General features: G+C 41.4%; 11 protein-coding genes. 4 read left to right on the top strand and 7 right to left on the bottom strand.

Going from position 1 to position 22,774, the window contains the following annotated elements; translation table 11 throughout:
• Window positions 1-140 precede the first annotated feature (140 nt).
• Window positions 141-1,601: an ATP-binding cassette domain-containing protein gene (locus LKE01_RS05220; RefSeq protein WP_054769073.1), complete on the top strand. Its 1,461-nt coding sequence runs from the start codon at window positions 141-143 to the stop codon at window positions 1,599-1,601.
• 94 nt (window positions 1,602-1,695) lie between these two features.
• On the opposite strand, the gene LKE01_RS05215 is transcribed toward LKE01_RS05220, so the two are convergent.
• The 4 genes from LKE01_RS05215 to LKE01_RS05200 all read right to left on the bottom strand — a co-directional run bounded on the left by LKE01_RS05215 (window position 1,696) and on the right by LKE01_RS05200 (window position 6,127).
• Entirely contained in the window at window positions 1,696-3,093 is a 1,398-nt protein-coding gene (locus LKE01_RS05215; protein ID WP_146979216.1) for an MFS transporter, read from the bottom strand.
• A gap of 77 nt (window positions 3,094-3,170) precedes the next feature.
• Window positions 3,171-3,638 carry an ASCH domain-containing protein gene (locus LKE01_RS05210; RefSeq protein WP_056981038.1) on the bottom strand — a complete coding sequence of 156 codons (468 nt, stop codon included), beginning with the start codon at window positions 3,636-3,638 and terminating at the stop codon, window positions 3,171-3,173.
• 261 nt (window positions 3,639-3,899) lie between these two features.
• Complete coding sequence (locus tag LKE01_RS05205; protein ID WP_056981040.1) at window positions 3,900-5,114, bottom strand: aminotransferase-like domain-containing protein; 1,215 nt, start codon at window positions 5,112-5,114, stop codon at window positions 3,900-3,902.
• The gene (locus LKE01_RS05200; RefSeq protein ID WP_056981042.1) at window positions 5,111-6,127 is read right to left on the bottom strand and encodes a ketopantoate reductase family protein; all 1,017 of its coding nucleotides are present in this window, start codon (window positions 6,125-6,127) and stop codon (window positions 5,111-5,113) included. Before LKE01_RS05200 ends, LKE01_RS05205 begins: the two co-directional genes overlap by 4 nt.
• Window positions 6,128-6,618: 491 nt before the next feature.
• Between LKE01_RS05200 and LKE01_RS05195 the strand changes: the two genes are divergently transcribed.
• Complete coding sequence (locus LKE01_RS05195; RefSeq protein ID WP_054769074.1) at window positions 6,619-6,798, top strand: hypothetical protein; 180 nt, start codon at window positions 6,619-6,621, stop codon at window positions 6,796-6,798.
• Window positions 6,799-6,833: 35 nt separating this feature from the next.
• Window positions 6,834-7,361 carry a GNAT family N-acetyltransferase gene (locus LKE01_RS05190; RefSeq protein WP_179286805.1) on the top strand — a complete coding sequence of 176 codons (528 nt, stop codon included), beginning with the start codon at window positions 6,834-6,836 and terminating at the stop codon, window positions 7,359-7,361.
• 140 nt (window positions 7,362-7,501) lie between these two features.
• Here LKE01_RS05190 and LKE01_RS05185 read toward each other — a convergent pair whose 3' ends face one another.
• Window positions 7,502-10,873: a Cna B-type domain-containing protein gene (locus LKE01_RS05185; RefSeq protein ID WP_056981044.1), complete on the bottom strand. Its 3,372-nt coding sequence runs from the start codon at window positions 10,871-10,873 to the stop codon at window positions 7,502-7,504.
• A 356-nt stretch (window positions 10,874-11,229) separates the two neighbouring features.
• On the bottom strand, window positions 11,230-12,213 hold the full coding sequence (locus tag LKE01_RS05180) for a TDT family transporter (RefSeq protein ID WP_056981045.1): 984 nt from the start codon (window positions 12,211-12,213) through the stop codon (window positions 11,230-11,232).
• Window positions 12,214-12,322: 109 nt separating this feature from the next.
• On the opposite strand from LKE01_RS05180, the gene LKE01_RS05175 reads away from it, so the two are divergent.
• Window positions 12,323-13,147 carry a LysR family transcriptional regulator gene (locus tag LKE01_RS05175; RefSeq protein WP_054769079.1) on the top strand — a complete coding sequence of 275 codons (825 nt, stop codon included), beginning with the start codon at window positions 12,323-12,325 and terminating at the stop codon, window positions 13,145-13,147.
• 72 nt (window positions 13,148-13,219) lie between these two features.
• Here LKE01_RS05175 and LKE01_RS05170 read toward each other — a convergent pair whose 3' ends face one another.
• The gene (locus tag LKE01_RS05170) at window positions 13,220-22,729 is read right to left on the bottom strand and encodes a lectin-like domain-containing protein (protein ID WP_056981047.1); all 9,510 of its coding nucleotides are present in this window, start codon (window positions 22,727-22,729) and stop codon (window positions 13,220-13,222) included.
• Window positions 22,730-22,774 lie beyond the last annotated feature (45 nt).

Below are 22,774 nucleotides of genomic sequence, written 5' to 3'. Positions count from 1 at the left end.
TACCATTCACATATTAATTTAATATAATGGCACTTTTATGATAAAATTAAATAGCATATTTTGTCCGTCCCTTTCGCTAACAACCGCTAGTCCTTGTATCATTATTAATAGTTATTCACAGAAATAAGGTGATGTTCCTTATGGGAACCATTCAAATCAAAAATTTATCGTATCAATATTTAGACTCAGATGAGCCGATCTTTCACAACCTTTCAGCCGACATCGATGAACATTGGCGCTTGGGACTGATCGGTAGAAATGGTCGCGGGAAAACAACTTTTCTCAAGCTTTTATTAGGAACTCTGGATAATCAGGGATCTATTAAAACAAATATTCATTTTACCTATTTCCCCGCATTTCCTTCAGACTCATCACAATCAGTCATGGATGTCATGACAAGTAATGGTGGTGAAGAATGGCAGGCAAGAATTGAGCTCGAACACATTGGAATTGAAAGCAGCTATGATCAGCGACCTTTTGACTCGCTGAGTGGTGGCGAACAAACCCGGGTACTACTTGCACGTGGATTTATGACCCGCGGTGCATTTCCCCTAATTGATGAGCCGACAAATCACCTTGATATTGATGGTAGTAAGCTGGTTGCTCAATATTTACGCAGCAAGTCCGGCTTCATTTGTGTTAGTCATGATGAAAGCTTCTTAAATTCATTTGTCGATCATGTAATGTCCTTAAATCGTTCCAGTGTCGACCTAGTCAGTGGGTCAATCAATGACTGGAAATCCAATAAAGAGGCCCGTGACCATTCGGCCGTAGAAAAAAATATCCGACTTAGAAAATCAATCAAGCGACTGGATCAACGGGCAAATCAACAGCAAAGATGGGCGGAACAAAAAGAGCGAGAAAGTAATGATGCTTCCAGTCGAAAATCAGCCAAGAAATTAATGAAAAGGGTGAAGGTCTTTAAACGACGAGCAAGTGAAAATTCCCAAGAACGCAAAGGACTCCTGAGCGATATTGATCAGGTAGATAACCTGACCACCAACATTCAGTCCAATACTGGGAACAAATTATTTTTCAGTCTCCGTTCATTTTCCATTCTCCGAAACGGTTCAAAGCTTTTCTTACCAATCAACCTTGATTTCCATGAAAATAGCCGTTTAGCAATTTATGGTCCAAACGGCGTTGGAAAAACCACACTTATTCAATACTTACAGCAGAATGTAGATCTTAACTACAATGGTTATAAGTTGGTTACATTGCCCAATAACATCGGCTATCTCTCTCAAAGCTTTGAATCATTTGTTCGAAACAATCCCTTTTTTACAGATGGACGGTTAGAAGAGCGAACCAACGTCTGGAACATTATGCACCAACTCGGTGTTTCCAGAAGTAGATTGTTGGCATCCCCAAAGGAATGGAGCATGGGAGAAACAAAGAAAGCTGCACTAGCTTATACACTAACACAGCCTCACACCTTACTAATCTGGGACGAACCGACAAATTATTTGGACATCAGTGCCAGAGAACAATTGATCAACCTGATTAAAGAATCCCAACCTTCGTTAATTCTAATTGATCACGATGAACATTTTATTAGCGAAGCATCTACTCAACAAATCGAGTTAAGAAGGCCAGATTGATGAGAATTAGCATAGTAACAAAAATGGCATCCAAAATCTGATTACAGATTTTAGGGTGCCTCTTTTATGTCTGCTCTGAAACAATCAGGTGTCATTACTTACTACTCTTAAACAATCTCCTAAACAGGAAAAAGTTAATCACACCGAGCAATGCCAGCATTCCAAATGCCATTCGACTACCGGCGACGATGTTTTGGACGTGGGAAAAGCTGGCAATATGAACGGACGTCATCAATGCCGCAATGATGGTTGTTCCAAGCGATCCCGCAAGCATGTTGCCAGTTCCATAAATCGCATTGGCATCTTTTTGCTCATCCCTTGGCAAATGCTTCAAGCCATATGCCATACTGTTGCCGAAAGCCATCGAACGGCCAGTTGCAAATATCGTATACAAAATCGTAATGATCAGAACGGACATCTCTTGACCCATGATCATCATGACCACAATTGGCACCAGAAACAGTGAGTTACCGAGATAAAGCGGCAATTTGCCACCGAACCTGTCCAGCATCCAACCATAGATTGGCTGGCCCAAACCATTGAAAATACTTCCAGGTAACAATATCAGGCCACCAATAACTGCAGCTGCCCCGTTAACCATTTGAACATAGCTTGGCAGCATAAAATTAATACCGATATTGGCGTACTGAAGGAATACATAGGGTAGAAAGCTGAATAAAAACACCGGCCGTTTGAAAACGGAAAGCTTAAACAATGCTTTGTGGCTGCGCTTTGACAGCCAGCCGAATGTTGTGAACAAGGCCGCACTGACCAGCATATAGCTGATAAATTTAACCAACACCCCTGGCTGACCCATGATGTTGAAGCCCAGCAGCAGGGTGATCATCCCCAAGGCAAGCACACCGAACCGAACCCAATCAAACTCGTAGTGCTCAGTTGAGCTGTACTGCTTAATGATAAACAGACCCAGGACCAGCAAAATCACAGTAATTGGGACGGTAATCCAGAAAATCATCCGCCAGCTGGCAAATGAAACGACGGCACCACCAAATGTTGGTCCCAAGGCTGGCGCAACCAAAACAATCAAGTTGGCCATTCCCATATACGTTCCTAATTTATGAACGGGGACAATCTCCAAAATAATGTTGTTCATCAGCGGTCCCGTCAGGCCAACACAGCCAGCTTGAATCAGTCGGCCAACCAATAGAACCCAATAACTCGGTGCCAATCCACACATAATATCGCCGGTGATAAATAATAGCGCTGCCGATACAAATAACTGTTTGTTGGTAAATCGCCGTTTCAAGTATGCCGATGTAATGGTCAGCAAAGCCACCATCAGCAAGTAGCCGGTGGTCACCCACTGCACCGTTGACAGAGAAATATTAAATTGCTTCATCAGCGTTGGAAAAGTAACGTTCATTGAGGTTTCAGTTAAAACACCCATGAATGTCATGAAGGCAACGACGGTAATGACTAAAAAAGGATGGTTCTTTGACCGATCGTTTTGATGATTGACTGTGGAATTCACGATGATGCCTCCAAAATTGGTAGAAGTCGAATTAGCTCGCAATTAACATACTACCATTTAGCATCGCGCACTGGCAATCAAATTTGTGGGGTGTCAACAACTTCAAAGTCTTCGCAAATGCAGGGGCTTTCCAATGAAAATGACTTTCCTTGCCGTTTTGCCTGTTTGCGGAAGAGTTGCTTATGCAGCTGCCGCCAATACTTTAAGGAACGGTTACCCTCGCCTTCCAAGTATGCATGCTCCTGTGAAACCCATTTAAACGGGACAATTTCCACCACTTTCAGCTGAATGATACAAACCGGATCACCATTTTTTCGCAATACCATCCGATAATCACCGACTTTGGGCACAACCTGGTCCGCATCATAGAAATCAAGCCAGAAAGTATAGGCAGTTTTCCTTTTCTGAATGATCATATCCGCCAGCATATCCATTGAGTTTGGGCGATCAGCAAACGACCAAGTTTCATAATTACTGGGGTGGACCTTACTTCGGCTCATAAAGTCTTCCCAGTATTCAGTTGCATCCATTTTTAAAATATCCATATTGAATCCTCCATTCATGATTGATTTATGGAAACAGTGTACTTGAGAGAACTTAAATGAAGCTTATATGACAAAAAAGCTCCGGCATGCCTGCCGAAACTTTCAATTTCATTTCATCATTATTTTTGGTGTTTCTTCTATATAAATATGTGTCAGGATTTACCTGTGGAGCATACCAGCTCCTCTTTATGTCAGTTAATAAATGAGTTGGTTTTTTGTGTAATTGAAATGCTGGTATCCACTCCCTTCAGGATGGTTCAATTAATGCTGAACGACACTGGTTGCTTCATTTTGTTCAATGGTTTCTTTAATGGCACTGCCTAAACGCTTAATTCCCGTCTGAATTTGTTCCTCAGACATGTTCGAATAGTTTAATCTGAATGTTCCAGGCGTTACCTTATCGGGATAGAATGGTTCGCCTGGTACAAAGGCAACGTTATGCTTAATGCAGGTATTGAATAATTGAATGGTATCAACGTCACCGGGGACCTCAACCCAGATGAACAGGCCACCTTCAGGATGACTGTAGTTGACGCCGGCTGGGAAATCCTTTTCGATGGCGGCCATCATGACGTTTTCACGCTGACGGTAAACTTTACGGATCTTGCTGACGTGTTCGTCAATGTCGTATTCTTCCATGAATTTAGCCACAATGTGTTGAGTTAAGTTATCAGAATGAACATCGGCGGACTGCTTCATGACACTGTATTTTGGCATTAAGTCTTTATTCATGACGATCCAGCCTAATCTTAATCCGGGAGCCAGAATCTTGGAGAACGTGCTTAAGTAAATCACCCGTTCTTCGTTATCATAGAACTTAACCGGTTCAATATCATCACCGGCAAATCGGATTGCCCCGTATGGATCGTCTTCCATGATCATAATATCGTGTTTATTGGCAATCTCAATCATCTGTTCCCGACGTTCAGCAGACATGGTCCGGCCGGTTGGATTTTGGAAATTGGAAATTGTATAGATAAACTTGGTGTTCGGATTTTCACTCACGGCCTTCTCTAATTGGTCCATCTTCATGCCGTCTTCATCCATTTCCACACCAACGATATGCGGACCATAACTACGGAATACATCAAGGGCACAAAGGTAAGTTGGCTTTTCGACAATCACTGTATCACCAGGATTGATAAACATTTTAGCTGTGATGTCGATTGACTGCTGGGAACCTGTGGTAATCATAATGTTATCCACCGTCGCCTTGATTCCTTGATTGTTCATACGTTTGGCAATTTGTTTCCGTAAAGCCGGATAACCAACTGCTGAGGCATATTGTAATGCTTCCCGGCCACTTTCATCAAAGACCTCATTGGTGACTTTCTTTAAAGCATCAATAGGGAATAATTCAGGGGCTGGTAATCCGCCGGCAAAGGAAATCACGTCGGGACTACCGGCAACTTTTAAAATGTCGCCGACCGGATCACTGTCGTTTTTTGGAACCCGTTCTGAAAAATGAAAACTCATACACGAACACCCGCCTTTTCTGACTCATCACGCTTATCAGCCACGTTGGTTTGTGGTTTGTGATATTTTCGCATCATTTCTGCCATGTGAACTTCTTGAACCACAAACTCGTGAGTTCGGCAAACATAGTCATGTTCCCGGCCGATTTTGGCAATGTAGCCGTTGATATAATCAACTTCGGTTGGACGGCCTTTTGAGAAGTCCTGGTACATTGATGGATAATGGTATTTATATTCTTTACTTACAGTGATAACTGAATCAACTTGTTCCTGACGAGTGGCAATGAGATAAATGCCGGCTCGCTCACATGCATCATATGCCTCATCGAATAATTGTCGGGACATCTTTCGAACCCCTGGGTATTCGATGAACTGGCCCATCTGCATTTCAAACATGGTACATAATGTGTTCGTCACGGCGTTGAACACAACTTTGGACATGCACATGCCTTTCCATTCGTCTGCGAATACCGGTCCTAATTTAGCCTTAGTGAAGTCATCGAAGATTGCTTGAGTCTTCTCGTCCGGCTTTTCATTGTTGTAGCGAGCCATATGCATCACTTCGTCGCCCTCGGCACCCATGAAATCGATATCTGCCGGACCATCCATTCGAGTGGCGATCATCGCGGTTCCACAGATAATGTTGTCTTTAGGGAAGTACTTCTCAATTTTTTCAAAATGTCCCATGCCGTTCATTGCTGAAAAGACGTATTGATCATCATGGAAGATACCGGCTTTACTGTTGCGTTCCATTTCCTCAGCTAACTGCATTTGCTTTTTGAAGATAATCCAAACATCTGGATGACCTTTATATTCTTCAGGGTAGTAAATGTTAATTGGAACGATGCGTCGATTCTCGTGATCACGGGCAACGGTAACGCCGCCTTGCTGACGGATCTTTTCAACGTTGGGTTCCCAAGTATCGATGAAGTCAACATCAACTCCGGCGTTTTCTTGTAACATTACGCCATACCTTACTCCCATTGCTCCTGCACCAATTACACCGTACTTCATAATGACCACTCCTTTTATTTTTTATTAATCCGACTAAAAAACGCCCTTTGGTTATAAAACCAAAGGACGTTAAGTTAACGCGGTACCACCTTAATTCGAGTTATTTTCGCAAATAACTCCTCAAAACGTACAGGAAGAATACTTCCGATACGCCTGCACGTTAATGGGTGCTACCATCTCACCTCGAAAAGTGAACTCATCGAGCTCGATCTTTCAAATCATAGTTCTAATGCCCTCACACCAACCAGGCACTCTCTTTGTAAAGCTATGACTCTAATCCATCGGACCAAATCAATTAGTCGTATTTAAATGTTGAATGAACTATAGCTCACAACCACAGAGTCTGTCAACAGCCTTTTTTAATTTTTATCAGAGTTTTCTCATGAAAATGCCATTTTATCAGGGGATTGGCCGATTTAAAATATTTTTGAATTTGACCGTTTGTATCGGGTATACTCGAAGTATGAACTAATTAACTGGAGGTGAATTGAATGCGGGCAATAGTTGGCTTTGCGGGATTGATTTCAATGATTATGTGTATCGCCGCTGTTATATTCTTAATTATGGGCAACCGGACAGTTGCCGTTCCACTGGTCAGTGTTGGATTGGTCATTTTACTTGTCTCTTATGGTGCAGCAACCTACATCACCCACACAGATCACAAGGATTAGGAATCTCATTACCAAATCAGAGGGGGCATATTAGGATGCTGTTAATTAGAACAATTCGCCAAAGCGATTATTCTGACGTGAGTGATTTAATTCGAACTTCGTTTGCAAAAACACCGAATGGATACCGCGATGAGTCCGAACTGGTCGAGAAGATCCGAGAAGATAAAACATATAAGAAACGGCTCGAAGTCGTTGCCGAAAACAATAACCAAATTGTCGGTCACGGCCTGCTGAGTGAAATCAAAGTCGTCAATGGCAAACAGAATCACGTTGGCCTGTGCTTGGCACCTTTATCAGTTCTGCCATCCTTTCAAAAGAGCGGGGTCGGTACCGCAATCATCAATGAACTGGATAATCGGGCAATTCGACTAGGCTATCGGTTTGTCAGTGTGACGGGCTGGCCTGACTACTATTCAAAGTTTAAATACAAAAAGGCAAGCAGCTATCATATTCAGCCCCCATTCCCGGTTCCCGATGATGTCTTCATGATAAAGCCATTGATAAATGGCGGACTTGACGGAGTTTCTGGAACAGTTAAATATCTACCTGCATTTGATAAATGATTGAGTAGTGCAAACCAGTTTTCGCTTGGTTTGCATTTTTTAATAGTTAAAGGATCCGCACATTGGCATAATAAAAAGGCGATTTTGGCAGCCGTTCACGGTTACTAAAATCGTCTTTTAATTGTGATCAATTCGTTAATTTACTTTGTTTTTCTGTCGATTCCAACAAATCTCCAAGCAATTAACAGTGCACCCATTACAATACCGACAACAGTTAACGCAATTTCTTGCTTAGCTTTGTCACCTGTTTGTGGAAGCTTTTCTTTTTGTGCATTTACAGGTGTTGGTGTCTTGGTATTCTTCTTGTGGTGACCGTTGCTTGATTTGGTTGTAACCTTCGAAGGGGTTTGTGAACTTGAAATTTTGTCCGGTTTTCCAGGCGTCGTTGGTGTCTTTGGCGTCTTAGGATTCTTTGGATTATCCGGAGTTACCGGAGTGCGTTGATTCTTCAATGTCACAACGCCATCTTTGACCGGCTGCGGACCAACAGTATTTGATGTATAGCCACTTGGCACTTTGATTTCGGAAACTGTATAGACGATTGTCTTACCATCCGCATCTGTTTCCGGCAGGTTATCAAAGGATGCTGAATAGTGGTTACTTGCATCCAGCGTCACGGTCTTGTCAGTTGCTTTACCGTTCGCATACAATCTGGCGATGATGCTTGGCGGTACAGTGCCAGATGGAACACCTGACCATTGCTTAACAACTTTGATTGACGTGTCCTTCGGAACAAACACATTCACAAACGTCACCGCGCCATTGATAACAGCTCTCTGACCAGTCGTTGTGGATGTATAGCCATTGTCTTCAACTGTGTAGGTAATGGCGTTACCATCACTGTCAGTTGTTGGTAAATTGTCGAATATTCCCAAATAGCCGTTTTGACTATCCAGGGTCAACGTCTTGCCGGTTGACTTTCCATTGGCAAATAACGTTACAACAATCTGAGGTGTGTCAACACCGTTAGGAACACCATGCCAAACCTTGTTGACAGTGACGGAAGTCTTGTGAGGAACATATTCGTTCACCAAGGTAACGACGCCATTCTTCACCGGCTGTAATCCGCTGGTTGTCGTTGTAAAGCCATCCGGAACAGATTTTTCTGCAACAGTGTACGTAATTGTCTTACCATTCTTATCTGTCACAGGCAGATTGGTAAACTCTGCAGTCCAGTTATTATTGGCATTCAATTCGACGGTCTTGTCGGTTCGGACACCGTTGGCATAAAGGACGGCGGTGATACTACGTTTATCACTATCCGAAGGAACACCTTTCCATAGCTTTTTGACGGTAATCTTGGTCTGCTTTGGAATATATTCATTCGTTAAGGTAACCACACCGTCTTTGACAGCTACTTGGCCCTTTTGATCGGCCTTATAACCATCTACTGCTGTTTCCTCAACGGTGTAAGTAATCGTTTTACCATTGTCATCGGTTATCGGTAAATTATCAAACTTGCCTGAATAATTGTTCTGACTGTCCAGAGTCAATTTTTGGTCGGTTGCGTTACCATTCTTGAACAAGGTAACCGTAACTTTTGGTGTTGTAACACCACTTGGAACTCCTGTCCATTTCTTGTGAACATTGATCGATGTCTTACCAGGGGTATATTTGTTAACCAATGTTACCTTGCCATCCTTAACAGCCCGTGGACCAGGAGTGCTTGTGGTATAACCCTTGGGAACCGCCTTTTCTTCGACGGTATAGGTAATTTTGCCACCATTTTCATCAGTTACCGGCAAGTTTCCGAACGTTCCGGTCCAGTTATTATTCTTATCTAAAGTCAACGTTTGGTCGGTTTCCTTACCATTCTTATAAAGTACAGCGATAACGCTGCGGTCTTTATCTTTTCCGTCAGGGATACCTGTCCATTCCTTGTGAACCTTAATGCTAGTTTTCTTTGGAATATAAGTGTTGGTTAAAGTAACTGATCCATCCTTAGTGGTCTGAGCGGAAGTATATCCATCCACTGTGGCTTCTTTGACGGTATAGATAATGGTTTTACCAGAATCATCAGTTTTTGGTAAACCTGTAAATTCATCCGACCAATTATTGCCCGAATTTAATGTCAGAGTTTTCCCAGTCGCTTCTCCATTTGCTAATAAGCTCACGGACACGCTGCTAGGTTTATCAACACCATCTGGAATTCCTTTCCACACTTTGTTGACTTTGAGTGAGGTGGCATTGTATGTGTTTGTTAAAGTGGCAGTATTCGTCGTTGAATCCACTTTTTGTGGTGCCGTTGTCCCAATGTAACCTTCAGGAACTGCTACTTCCGCCACAGTGTAAGTAATTGGATCACCTTTAGCGTCAGTTTTAAAAAGATTATCGAAGGTTCCTTGCCAATTGTTTGATTTGTTAAGCGTCAATACTTTGTCGGTTTTTGTGCCGTTATTATACAATACTGCTTGAATTTGTTTTGGTAGAGCATCTTCGTTGGGAACATTCTTCCATAATTTTTTAACATTAATACTGAAGTCAGATCCACCCCCACTTCCATCACCACCAAGCGTGAGAGTTCCTGTGGATTTACCATTCACATTAATATTTTTGCCTCCGCCACCACTTCCATCATCTTTTGTAGTTCCTGTAATATTAATATCGTTATTAAGGGTGGTAGCATCACCAGAATTAACGTATGTTGGGTCTGTAACTTTTACTAAGTACAATAGGTTAACAGACTTATCTAAAGTGCCATTCCACTTTATTTGTATTTTGGTAGGCTGATCAGATGGTGTGTATGTGATTGAATATTCCGATGATGGAATTTCTTTACCACTTTCATCCGTTAATCTCAAGACAGGCTTGTTTGTATCAGGATCAATCAATATTTTCTGCTTTGTGGTGTCCTGGAGTTCATCGGTAATGACGGCATCAACAATGGATTTTTTATTAGGATTAATTTTTGTATCCCATTCGGCATATTGGTATCGGCCGTTTTCGTCTAGTCCATACGTTTTCCCAAAGAAATCGCCATTCCAAGCCCAACCGTTTTTGCCAATGTAATCGCTCGATTTTGAGCCATGAGTTTTGGAACCACTGACATTTATGTTGATGGTTCCTTTCATATCGTTATTATACTTACTGTAATAATCATTGAATGTAATATGGCCAAACGTTGATCCTGACTTGGCAGAAAATGTCCCTATAACAGTACCATCCGTTGCCTTGATGGGAAAGCTAAGATCTTGAGAGAATGTCGTACCACTAGGTAAAGTAACCTGGGCAGTGTCGCCTGGATTTACAGTCGTTCCTGAGGCAATTGTATAATTATATGTAAGCTTGTAGGTGCCATATTTGTCCCAGTCGGCAAAATCAACTTTATTAATTGGCTCGTTATTATAAAGTGCATCGCCAGCACCTGTCCCGGAAACACTGCTGGTTATATCCGCTGCATGAACAGGTTGAGCTTTCATTCCCAATCCAACAAAGATCGAAAATAGGAATAATAGAACCCCGATCCATTTCCAAATCTTAGTTGAATTTTGTTTCGCAAAACTTTCACTCATACAACCACTCCAATCTAAAAATGCCTAAACAAGGCTCTGAAAGAATCCCGTACAATTACTAAGCGATTATAACATTTGTATATAATAATCGCAAACCACTTTATGCTAATAACTATTAGTTAGCGATTTAGAATCTCCACTTTGCCGTTAAATAAGGATTTTTATCATAATTAAACGGAAACTTACCTAAGAATCGTTACAATGTCGAGACCTTGTTTTTGCATAATTACGCATAATAATTGATATTTTGATATTTTATAGGTAATTTTATAATTAAAACGGAATGGTTATATTGATTATAATTATCGAGGAAAATAAAAAAAGCCACTCCTTTACGAATGGCTTAAAAGTTAATTTTATTTGGTAATTGTTTCATCTGCTGAAATATGTTCTTTCTTTGCTTGAAGTGATTGGTTCATGAGTCCAACAAGAAATTGACCGTATTTGATAACAACGAAAACAACCATAAAAGTTGCGAGGGTAATTTCCAGATTTGCGATTGCACCAATGATTGAATTAAATCCGTTAGCTAAATGGAAACTGTTGTTAAACAGATTCAATGCGGTTGCGGAAATGACCAACGGGAAAGTAAAGGCACCAAAGCTTGGGTAGAATGATAGGCGGATGTATTTAACGATCTTGGTAAGCGTTCCCCAGTATAACCCTTGGGCCAGCAAAACCATGACCAACGAAAATGCCCAAGATGGGTTGGTATTCATGGTCAAATAACCCGTTAAGCAAAGTGAAGCCGGTGCAGCCATGATTGTGAGCAATGGCAAAGTTGCTTCAAACATAAATTCACGTCTTAATAATCGGATGCAGACGATTGGTAATAGGATGGCATATAATCCCAGTGACAACCAAAGGATCGGTGTCCCAAGTGCTGGAATAAAGTTATTGGCGGTTACCGGAATCACTCCGATACCAACAAAAGTTACAAACCAACTTGGATAAACATGATCAAGTTCAACAGTTGGACGTAATAAATGACGATAGATAAAGTATCCCATGATAATGAATTGCAAAATAACGGCGAATGTCCAAACTGCCACTGCGACTACCGGAATTCCCCATGATTTCAAGAAAGTACTGATAATCATGAGTGACATCGTAAAGGTTGGCGCAACTGAAGCAATGATTGGATCATTTAAATCGTTCATGCTTAATTTGAAATGAACACCAATCTTTGCAATCACTAGCAAAATTAATACTAATGCCAAAATTCCAACGGCGTTACCAATAATTGGGAAGTTGATAGCTTTAAATAAATTCCCCAGTGAGGCAATTCCAAGTATTAATCCACAAATTGGTAAAGGTAACTTTTTCAAAAATAACTTCATGCGGTCCTCTCCTCTCTTAGATGAGCTTAATTATAGCGTGTATGGTAGAATAAATAAAATTGATATATTTTATATTTATTATAAATCATATTTATAAGGAGCCCTGAGCATGTTTAAATTTCTCGAAACATTCATGGTGGTGTACAAAACCAGAAGCTTTTCTTTGGCAGCTCAACAACTGTTTATTACCCAACCAACCGTTTCAAATCAAATTAAACAGTTGGAATCTCAATTACATACGGAATTGTTTGAACGACGAAGCCGACGAGAGATTATGCCAACCAAGTCAGCCGACATTCTCTATCATCGAGCAGCGAAAATATTGGACAGCTGGCATGATGTGAACACTGAAATTATGAACGCTGAAGCCGATGAGACCCAGCACATTCGCTTTGGCATCTCCCAAACCGTCTCAAGAATTCTATTTTCAAAAATTGCCAAACAACTGAAGTCCGACTTTCCAGAGCTATCCTATGATGTTGAAGTTTCCAACTCTGAAGGGGTTTTGAACCAACTTGAAGGTTATAAAATCGATGTCGGCATAATTGAAAAACCGTTAGTGACCGAAAATATCAATCGAAAATCCATTGGAAAAGACCAACTAGTCAAAGCTGGAATTAACACTGGAACTTGGATTACCCGTGAACCAGGATCAGGGGTCGGATATTATACCGATCAGTATTTTCGGGAAGCTGATATTCAACCGAAAAAGATCATTCACGTTAATAATAGTGGGCTAATCAGACGAATCGTTTCCCAAGGTGTTGGCCAGGCACTACTATCTGACCAAGATATTCCGGAGAACGTTCCGGCTGAAAAGCTTGGAACCAACTTCATTCGTGACTTTTACCTCGTGAACCGAGATGAAAATAAAGATGATGCCATCCTCCAAAGAGTCGAAGAAATCATTAAAGTAGCCGAGTCTCAGAATTAACCATTTTATGACCCCACCAAAAAAGAACCGACAATGAAGTCGGTTCTTTTTGCTGTTTAAAGACAAGTTAGTCTAACGATAAATTTTAACGAATTTTGAATTTCCGGTTACGTAACCACCTGTGACCCGGTATCTTAATGTACCATGTCTTGAAACACTGTTTGCATGGGAATAATCGTAACCCAAAACTCTAAGTTTGGTTCCTCTTTGAATGTGTTTCTTATTTCTGTGAGTAAAGTTGACATTCTTGTATCGGTTAATCGTCTTCTTAACCCGAATGGTTCTTGGCATCTTCTTGTTACCAGTGATCACTAACTTGCGGTTGGCAGTCACATATCGACCATTTGTCAGCACATATCGAGTTGTCAAATGATGATGAACCACTTTAGCAACGTGAAGAACTGTCCCTTGCTTGTACTTTCTAGTCTTGCCAGATAAGTCTTTATGCTTATAGCTGTTTACTCCAAGTGGATTGATGACGGTAATTGTTCGATGGGTACCTTGATAATAGACTGGTCGAACGTATTCCGCATTTGCAGTAATATATCCAACTAAATGCCGGTTCTTAGTCAAATGGTTAACATCTCGAACCTTGTATCTCATTAGCCCATTCTTGGAATAGCTATGTCCGATGACAACGAACATCGGTCGATAAACACGTGGCTTTTTGACATAGCCAGCAATTCGTTGCTTCTTGGAGAAGGTCTTATTCTTGTAAAGATAAATCTTCTTCAAGGAGTAGACGACTTCGCCCTTCTTGATAGTGCTTCTTCGATTTCTTGGAACACTATCATTTGAGACAGGCACTTTAACAACTGGATTAGCAGGCTGTGAAGCTTTAGACTGCTCGGGCTTGGTGGTTGGCGTTGGTGTGACAACGTCTGATCCACCATATCCGCCGTTATTGCCAGAGTAGTTTCCAAATACATAAACAACAACATCCTGATCTTTGTCCGTAAATGTTAGGTTTCCTTTAGGCTGCTGCTTTCCCTTAGGGAGTTCATTTGTTGCTGCACGATGGTATCCATCTGGGATCTTGGCAACAGAAGGATTATCAATATCAATTTGACCACCGAAGTGCCCCTTTGGTGTAGCTGTCCCAACAACTTTACCCGTGTTTCCATCAACATACTTAATGGTAATATTTTGCTCATCATTGGGCGTGTAATAGATAGTCGCATCGGCAACAGGGGCTGTTCCCAAAGTTCGTCTTTGTACGAATTGGTCGGCGTCTGACGTATAACCGGTAATCTGATTATTGTCAGCTTGAGGATCAATCTGAACAACTTGTCCGACCCTTCCGCCGACTTTGGTATCCGGAATGATCGGATTGGAGGTCCCAGATAGGTAATGATGGACCGTCACTGCATTACCATCATTTGGTTCAATGACATCCCCTGTAATAAAGACATCAACGTTTTGATCTTTGGCCGTATAAGTTGGGTTGGTTGGCTGCTTTTCGCCATTCAACAATTCTTGCTGATCAGATATGTGGTAACCATCTGGGATAACAATCTTGGAATTATCATCTAAGTTAAGGGCTCCACCAGTGTGGCCTTGAGGTCGATCAACTGAGATTGTCTTACCTGTATTTGCATCAACATAGTGAACAACAACGTGCGAATTTACATCCCCAGTATAATAAATCGTTGTTTTTTCCTGAGTAGTTGGTGTTACCAGCCATTGATGCTTTGGCTGATTTGGCAAAAGTGTATAGCCGTCGATTTGTTGAGGCTGGTCAGATGGATCAACTGTTATTTTTTGGCCAACCTGGCCATCACTTGTCTGATCCTTTGACACAGGAATGGTTGTGGCTTTTCCAGTCTCATCCATCAAGTAATAATGTACGGTAACTGCATTTTTAACACGATTTCCAACAACATACACTTTAACGTCTTGTGGACTTGCAGTGTACGTTGGATCGGTTGGCTGTTGATGGCCCTTCAATTCCGTTGCAGTTGCCTTGTGATACCCTTCCGGAATCTTGAGATTATTGACATCATTCAAATCGAGCTGAGTTCCCGTCTTACCTGTTGGTACACTTATTTGAATCGGTTTATCAGAATCACCATTCACATCATATTCATTGATCGTAATGTTGTGGACCTCGTTTGCGGTGTAGTACAAACTAACCGGATCAATTGGATGATTGGTCAAATACTTGGTTATTGGCTGTGCTTTAACGACTGTATAACCAGGAATTTCATTCTGTTTGTCCTGAGGATCAACAATAATTTTTGCTCCAACTCGACCACCAATTCGAAGCGGTTTTCCAATTGATTTGGTTGTTGGCTTCCCGCTTTCATCTTCAAGATAGTGGTTCACGATCAAAGCGTTCTTGGAATTCTGATCAATTGGGTTTCCTGTCACATAAACGTCAACGTTTTGTTCTTTCATACTGAATCTTGGGTTTTCGCTTTGCTTTTTGCCTGGAATATCCGCTGTATCAACACGGTGATACCCGTCCGGAATATGGATAATCGTATTGTCATTCAAATTCAAGACACTACCAGTATGGCCAGCAGGCTTTTCAATCTGAACAGTGTGGTTCTGATCGTTGGGATCAATAAAGTGGACACTAATCATATTGTTTTTGTTCCCTGTGTAATAAATTGGAACCACTTTGTGCATGCCAGGGGTAACGTCAAATACCATTTTGCCCTGATTAGGGGAAATCGTATACCCATCTATCACAGCTGGATGAATCGTTATGTCTTGGCCAACTGTTCCACTATGGGGTTTTTCAGGTGCGATTGGACTATCTGTCGGCTTACCATTCTCATCTTGAAGATAGTACTGAGTGGTAACAGCATCTTTAATAACATTACCAGCAACATAAACATTTACATCCTGCTTGGTATTAGTGAATTTCAGATTCTTATTTTGTGATTGGTTACCTTTATCAACACGGTGATAGCCTTCCGGAACCTTAACTTTGGCATTATCGTTCAAATCCAAGCTGGATCCAGTATGGCCTTGCGGAGTTTCAACCGTAACCGACTTTCCAGTATTGCTATCGATAAAATGAACAACTACATTGGTGTTCTTGTCACCAGTATAGTAAATAGCTGCTTCTTCTTTTCCTGTCGCTGGGATTGTCAACGAGTTGACCGGCTGGTTAGGAACAATCGTATACCCGTCAATTTTTTGAGGATACTTGGCTGGATCGACAGGCACATCCTGGCCGACACGACCGTGAAGAAATTGATCGTGCGCAACCTTTGTTTTTGTTTTCTTACCTGTTTCATCCTGCAAATAAGAATGAACCATAACGGCTTTGTCCACTTGGTTACCAGCAACATAGACACTTACCGTTTGAGGACTGGCCTTATATGTTAGATCGGTCGGTTGGCTAACTTTTGCATCCTTCAATTCATCAGGCGTTGCGATATGGTACCCAACCGGAATTGTTAAATTAGAGTTATCATCCAGTTTAAGTGTTTCCCCGGTCTTTCCGTTTGGCGTTGCGGTGTTAATTAGAGCAACATGATTCCCATTAACAGTAAATTCATGAACGGTAATGTTATTAGCAGCATTGGCAGTGTAATACAAGTCGATTGGACTACCAGCTTTTACACCCAATGTTCTGCTGATAGGGGATTTACCGACTGCGGTATATCCTGCAATCTGATTATCAGAATTCTGAGGATCAATGGTAATCACTTCACCAACCTGACCACCTACCCTTTTTGATGGTCCAACTACGTGTTTTGTTTGCTGGCCTTTTCCATCTTGGAGGTAATGATTGATGATCAGTGCATTCACATCATTGGAATCAACTGGATCTCCAGTGATATAAACATCCACATTTTGATCTTTCGTTGAATAGGTCGGGTTGGCAGGTCGATTTTTGCTATTAGGAATATCAGCTGGATTTAGTCGGTGATACCCGGCAGGAATTTTAATCTGATTGTTATCATCCAAATTCAAGACACTACCGGTGTGACCTTCAGGCTTTTCTGTTGGAAAAGTTGTTCCATTATTTTTGGGATCAACAAAGTGAACAGTGATCTTATTATTCTTGTCGCCAGTATAGTAAACAGGAATTTCTTGATGCATATTTGGCTGAATTTCAACAACTTTTTGAGTTTGCTTCGAGACAAGTGTGTAACCATCGATTTTCTTGGGATTCTTATTCGGGTCAAAAGTTACAGTTTGCCCAACTTGAGTTCCAATTTGGCTGTCGTCAGCAATCTTTATTGTCGTTGGTCTGCCCTGTTCATCTTGAAGATAATAGTGAACAGTAACGGAATCTTTAGCCTCATTACCTGCAACATACACGTTCACATCTTGCTTGTCAGTGCTGTACGTTGGGTTCTGAGTGATTTGTTCTACTCGATGATACCCATCGGGAATTTTGACCTTATCAGGGTTAGTTAAATCCAATACACTCCCTGTATGGCCTTCGGGAACTTCAACTGTGACTGTCTTTTTGGTTTGCTTGTCAATGAAGTGAACACTAATCGTCTGATTGAGGTTTCCAGTATAGTAAATAGCCGTTTCACCAGGAGTTTCAGGGTTAACAGGCTCCGACTTTTCAGGCTGACCTGACACAATTGTGTAGCCAGGGAACTTCTGGGGCTCGGAAGATGGTTTAAACGTGAGTGTTTGACCCACTCGACCACGTAAATGTGTATCATCTGCTATCATCTTTGTAGTTAGCTTACCTTGTTCATCTCGTAAATAGTGATGAACCGTCATAGCATTCTTGACGATATTCCCGGCAATGTATACTCGGACAGTTTGTGAAGTTGGACTATAGGTTGGATCAGCTGGTTGACTAACCTTGTTAGCCTTCAACTCATCAGAAGTTGCAAGGTGATAGCCATTCGGAATGTGAAGATTTTGATTATCAGCTAAATCTAATTTCTGACCCGTTTTACCGGTTGGAACAGCGGTTGTAACGTATTTGCCAGGATTCCCAAAGTCATCATATTCTTCGATGGTAATGTTGTGAAGCGTATCAGCTTTATAATACAAGTTCACCGGATCAACTGGATGAGCGGCCAGCTTTCGAGTAATCTTGGCTTGGTCAATGGCTGTATACCCCGGAATTTGATTTTCAGGTGCTTGAGGGTCAATCGTAATGGATTGACCGACTTGACCACCGACAATCTTAGGCAACGTGTGAAAAGAATCAGTCGTTTTTTGGCCCATATCATCCACCAGGTAATGATTGATTACCAGGGCATTCTTATCATGTGAACTAATTGGATTTCCAGTGATATATACCTGAACATCTTTTTCCTTAGTTGTATAAGTTGGATTCTGGCTTTGTTTATTGCCCGCTGCATTTGGATCCGTTCGATGATAACCATTTGGAATAGGAACCCTCGAATCATCATTCAAATTCAACACCCCACCAGTATGTCCTTGAGGATGCTCAGTCTGAACAGTTTCACCTGTATTACTATTGATGAAGTGAACGTTAATGTTGGAAGAGACATTCCCCGTATAGTAGACAGGGACGACACTGTGAATTTTATATTTGGTGGTTATTAACTGTTTCTTTTGATTAGGCACAATTGTGAAGCCATCAATTTTTGGAGATTGATGTTCAGGGTCAACAGTAACGGTTTGACCGACTTTACTATTGATTGATGTGTCTTTTGCGACTTCAGTCATAGTTGGCTTTCCTTGTTCATCCTGCAAATAGTAATGAACCGTCACGGCATCTGTTACGTCATCTCCAGCCACATATACAGTTGTTTGCTGTGAATCTGCCTTGTATGTTGGATTATTTGGTTGGGTAGCGTTATGTTGCTTCAACTCATCGTTTGTTGCTAAATGATAGCCATCAGGAATATTGACATTGTGTGCTAAGTCAAGTTTCTGTCCCGTTTTACCAGCTGGGGTCTCCGTTGTAACAAAGGTATCAGGATTACCATTAACATCAACCACTTTAACAGTAATGTTATTAAGGCTATTGGCAGTGTAATAAAGATTTACCGGATCGGTTGGGGAGGTTCCCAATGTGCGGGTGATTTTTTCTTTTCCAACGGCAGTATATCCATCGATGTGATTGTCCTTACTTTGCGGATCAACCGTTACCTGATCGCCAACGTTTCCACCAATCTTATCAGCATTTCTGATAGCCGTTTTGGTCTTTAGGCTATGATCATCTTGAAGATAGTAATTAACTGTCAAAGCATTCTTCGAATTAGCATCAATTGGATTTCCAGTTACATAAACATTGGCATTCTGCTTTTGAGTTCCCCATTTCATTTCCTGAGTCTGTTGCCTTTGATATTTGTCCAACTCTTCTTTAGTTGCCCAATGATAGCCTTCTGGAACATGAATTTGGTTGCTGGTTTCACTGAGATTTAACGTTTCATTGGTATGGCCAAGCGGATCAACAGGACTTCCAACAGGTTTATCTGTTTGGACATTCATAAAATGAACAGCAATATTCTTTTGTTCACTAGGCTTATAATAGAAGTTTTGCACCTGTCCATTAGAATTATTTAGTGTCCATTCAACGTCCTTATCAGGCGATACCAATTCATAACCGGGAACTTGTTGCTCTTTATCATTAAGTTTCAAAGTGACAGTTGACCCAACAATGCCACCAACTCTTCGCTCTGGCTTTATGGCAGTGGTCGTATTGTCTTTAAAATAATGAATTAAAAGTGAGTTATCCATCTTATCAGTGATGGTGTTCCCGACAACGTAGATGTTAACTTCCTGAGGCTTTGCAGAATAAGTTGGGTTGCCCAGCGGTTGGATATGTCCATTCAGTTCATCACCGGTCGCGTAGTGATAGCCACGTTCTTTAGCAACATCCAAAAATGAACTATTTGGAGAAACATCCAACACATCTCCAGTATGATGTCCTTCCGGCTTTGTCACTTTTACAATATCGACGTTTGCTGCATTAAGGACATTGACTTTGATATTATCCTGAGGATCTGCTGTATAGTAAAATTTCACTTGGCTTCCTTGGTTTAATTTCAAGGTCGCTGTCTGGTCTTTTTGATTGGGCACCAAGGTATAGCCTTCAGCTGCATGGGCGGCATCCTTTAATGTAGCCACAACCTTCTGACCAATCCGGCCGCCAATCGAACTATCAGGGGCAACTTTGACATCTGCAGAGTCTTTAAGATAATGATGAACTGTCAAAGCATTAGCAGCGTTTTTATCCACAGTGTCCCCTACGACGTAAACTTTAACCGTTTGTTCCTTTCCGGAATACACCGGATTGACTGTTGGCTGAGTTTCGTCAGTCTGTAACTCATCGGCCTTCGCATAATGATAGCCAGTCGGTATGATACTGGCTAAATATTTGCTGGAAGGGGCTACGTCAATTTGATCGCCGGTCTGATGGTCTTTAGGCAAAATTGACCTTACCTGGTCGTTATTCGGTGCAATCAAATCAACAGTGATGTTGTTTGGCTGGATAACTGTAATCTTGGAACGTTTGGATTTGGAGAGGACCTGCTGACCATTCTTATAAGAAAATTGAAGGTAGTAATCTCCAGAATGCGCCGTGACAGCATCTTGAGCAACTGAATGACCATCTGCATCTGAAACTTGACTTGTGAGTTCCCCACTATCTAACGAAACTGATTTTCCTTGTCCATCAACGGCAGAAACAAGGCTCTTAGCTGGATCAAATTTATCACCAACAGAATATGAAGCATCTTTAACCTCAATCTTTGATTTGTTCTCTATAACAGTTGCCTTAACAGTCTTCGTTACCGATTGGACAGGTCCATTATGATAGCACTGCTGATTCAACCTGTAGGTAACGTTGTAAGTTCCTGGTGTTTGGCTGTCGCCCTCAGGAATCACCACAAGATCACTTGGATCAATTGCTTGACCATTTTTTGCAACCGCCGTAACATTTTTCAAATCTGAGGTCCATGGCTGACCGGCATAAATTGTAAAATCATTAGCATTAATTTTTGCCTGACTTTTTGCAAAATAGTAATTAATATCTTGCGTCTGCTTAGACATTGTCAAGAGATTCTTGTTTACATCAAAGTCACCTATTCCTTCTTTTTTGACCCGATCGAAATAGTATTGACCATTCCTTTCAATCTTTTGAATATCGGCAGTAACCCCAGTTAAATCAACCTTTTGGCCTGGTTTGCCGTAGATTGTTAGCGGTTGAGGGGCGTTTGGAATCGTTCTGCCATCCTCGTCCGTAAATTTTACATTGACAACACTGGGAACGGTGTATTGAAAACTATCAAATTTAAACTGTTGAAGACCACCTCTTTGTCCTGTGGATGCTGCAATGAAAAAAGACAACGCCTTTTTGTTTTCTGACCAGTGTGACACATTGTGGTGCCAAGTAATTTTGCGGTGTGCCACATCATTATCAAAGATAGCTGTCATATCGTGGGTTTTACCATCATAATCAATTTCAACAGGGTAAAAATGTTTTGGCTTTAAGCTGTCGTCAGCGCCAGCTGCTAATGCTTTAGGAGCGTCAGGATCTGACAATTTGCTGGGATTATATGTTTCAGACGGATTCCCTGGCTTGTTGTTATTGTAAGCAAATGCCCCGAAAGCTTGTGTTTCCTGTAGGCCACCAAAATAAGGAATATAAATAAATCGTTCAGGGTCCTCATGGTCTGGATCTGTGTTTGAATATGTGTCTAATTTAAATCCAAATCCATCAGGCAATCCGCCCATTCCCATGTCAGCACCAGCTCCGCCATGAGCATTGACATCACCACTATGAAATCCGAATGAGATGCCATCAGCCCATTCAGTACTTGGATAATTTCCGTCGCCAAGCATCACACTGCCTTTTAGCTGAAAACTATTTTGCATATCAATTTTTGTTTTCAGAGTTGCATTTCCAGATTGGTGATGACCGGTTGTCAGTGTCAACATATTCCCATTCCAAGTCGCATGACTGTTTACTTGAAAGTAATCCTTAAAATTCTCCGGCTTAACAATAACTGTATTGGACTCATTGGAGTTCGTTTCATGATCTGCTGCAGTCTTGCTTTCTGAAGAGCTGATGGCTGCGTCCGCCTCAACTGAATGGTTTGAAGCTGTTTTAGCCTTCAGGCTCTGCTTGGTATCAGAATTTGGTTTGGTTTGTGGATTGGTATCTGACAATTTTTCAATAGGTGCCGATGCTGACTGATTATCTGATTCGTTTGGTTTTGTTTTACTTACGTGGGTATTATTATCAGTTTTTTTATCCTTATTAATGGTATTTTGAGCAGTCGTAGTATGATCTGCCACTTTTGGAGTATTTACAACAGCCACATCTGCTGCGGACTTCTCATCAGTATTATCAGTCGACAGAGATGGATTGATTTCAACTTTTGCTGATTGAGAATGACTCTCGTCGTCTGACGCAGGGAGATTGACTTGTCCTTTTGGATTAGTACCATCTGGTTCGCCAGGTTGTTTATCAGTGATAATCATTTGTGCTGTATCTTCATGATCTGTTTGTGGAACACTTCCATCTACATGGGTATCAGCAAGAACATTTCCCCCAGAAATGCCCAACCCCATACCCAGTCCAACAACTGCCAGCCCGGCAAACACCCAATGTTTGCCTGACTTGTACATCTTGAAATGGACCTTGCGATCCTGATCTTTCCATAAATTATGCATAGAAAAATCCCCCTTCAATGTAGTCGGCACATAAGACTTGAATAC

This window comes from Lentilactobacillus kefiri, assembly GCF_007989105.1.
Classification (GTDB): Bacteria; Bacillota; Bacilli; order Lactobacillales; family Lactobacillaceae; genus Lentilactobacillus; species Lentilactobacillus kefiri.
This window is presented reverse-complemented; position numbering and strand designations above follow the sequence as displayed.

Excerpts from the sequence above, each read along its gene's own strand:
- LKE01_RS05200 (WP_056981042.1), bottom strand. The coding sequence starts at position 6,127 with ATGAAGTACGGTGTAATTGGTGCAGGAGCAATGGGAGTAAGGTATGGC.
- LKE01_RS05205 (WP_056981040.1), bottom strand. The coding sequence starts at position 5,114 with ATGAGTTTTCATTTTTCAGAACGGGTTCCAAAAAACGACAGTGATCCG.
- LKE01_RS05185 (WP_056981044.1), bottom strand. The coding sequence starts at position 10,873 with ATGAGTGAAAGTTTTGCGAAACAAAATTCAACTAAGATTTGGAAATGG.
- LKE01_RS05175 (WP_054769079.1), top strand. The coding sequence starts at position 12,323 with ATGTTTAAATTTCTCGAAACATTCATGGTGGTGTACAAAACCAGAAGC.
- LKE01_RS05180 (WP_056981045.1), bottom strand. The coding sequence starts at position 12,213 with ATGAAGTTATTTTTGAAAAAGTTACCTTTACCAATTTGTGGATTAATA.
- LKE01_RS05190 (WP_179286805.1), top strand. The coding sequence starts at position 6,834 with ATGCTGTTAATTAGAACAATTCGCCAAAGCGATTATTCTGACGTGAGT.
- LKE01_RS05220 (WP_054769073.1), top strand. The coding sequence starts at position 141 with ATGGGAACCATTCAAATCAAAAATTTATCGTATCAATATTTAGACTCA.
- LKE01_RS05210 (WP_056981038.1), bottom strand. The coding sequence starts at position 3,638 with ATGGATATTTTAAAAATGGATGCAACTGAATACTGGGAAGACTTTATG.
- LKE01_RS05170 (WP_056981047.1), bottom strand. The coding sequence starts at position 22,729 with ATGCATAATTTATGGAAAGATCAGGATCGCAAGGTCCATTTCAAGATG.
- LKE01_RS05195 (WP_054769074.1), top strand. The coding sequence starts at position 6,619 with ATGCGGGCAATAGTTGGCTTTGCGGGATTGATTTCAATGATTATGTGT.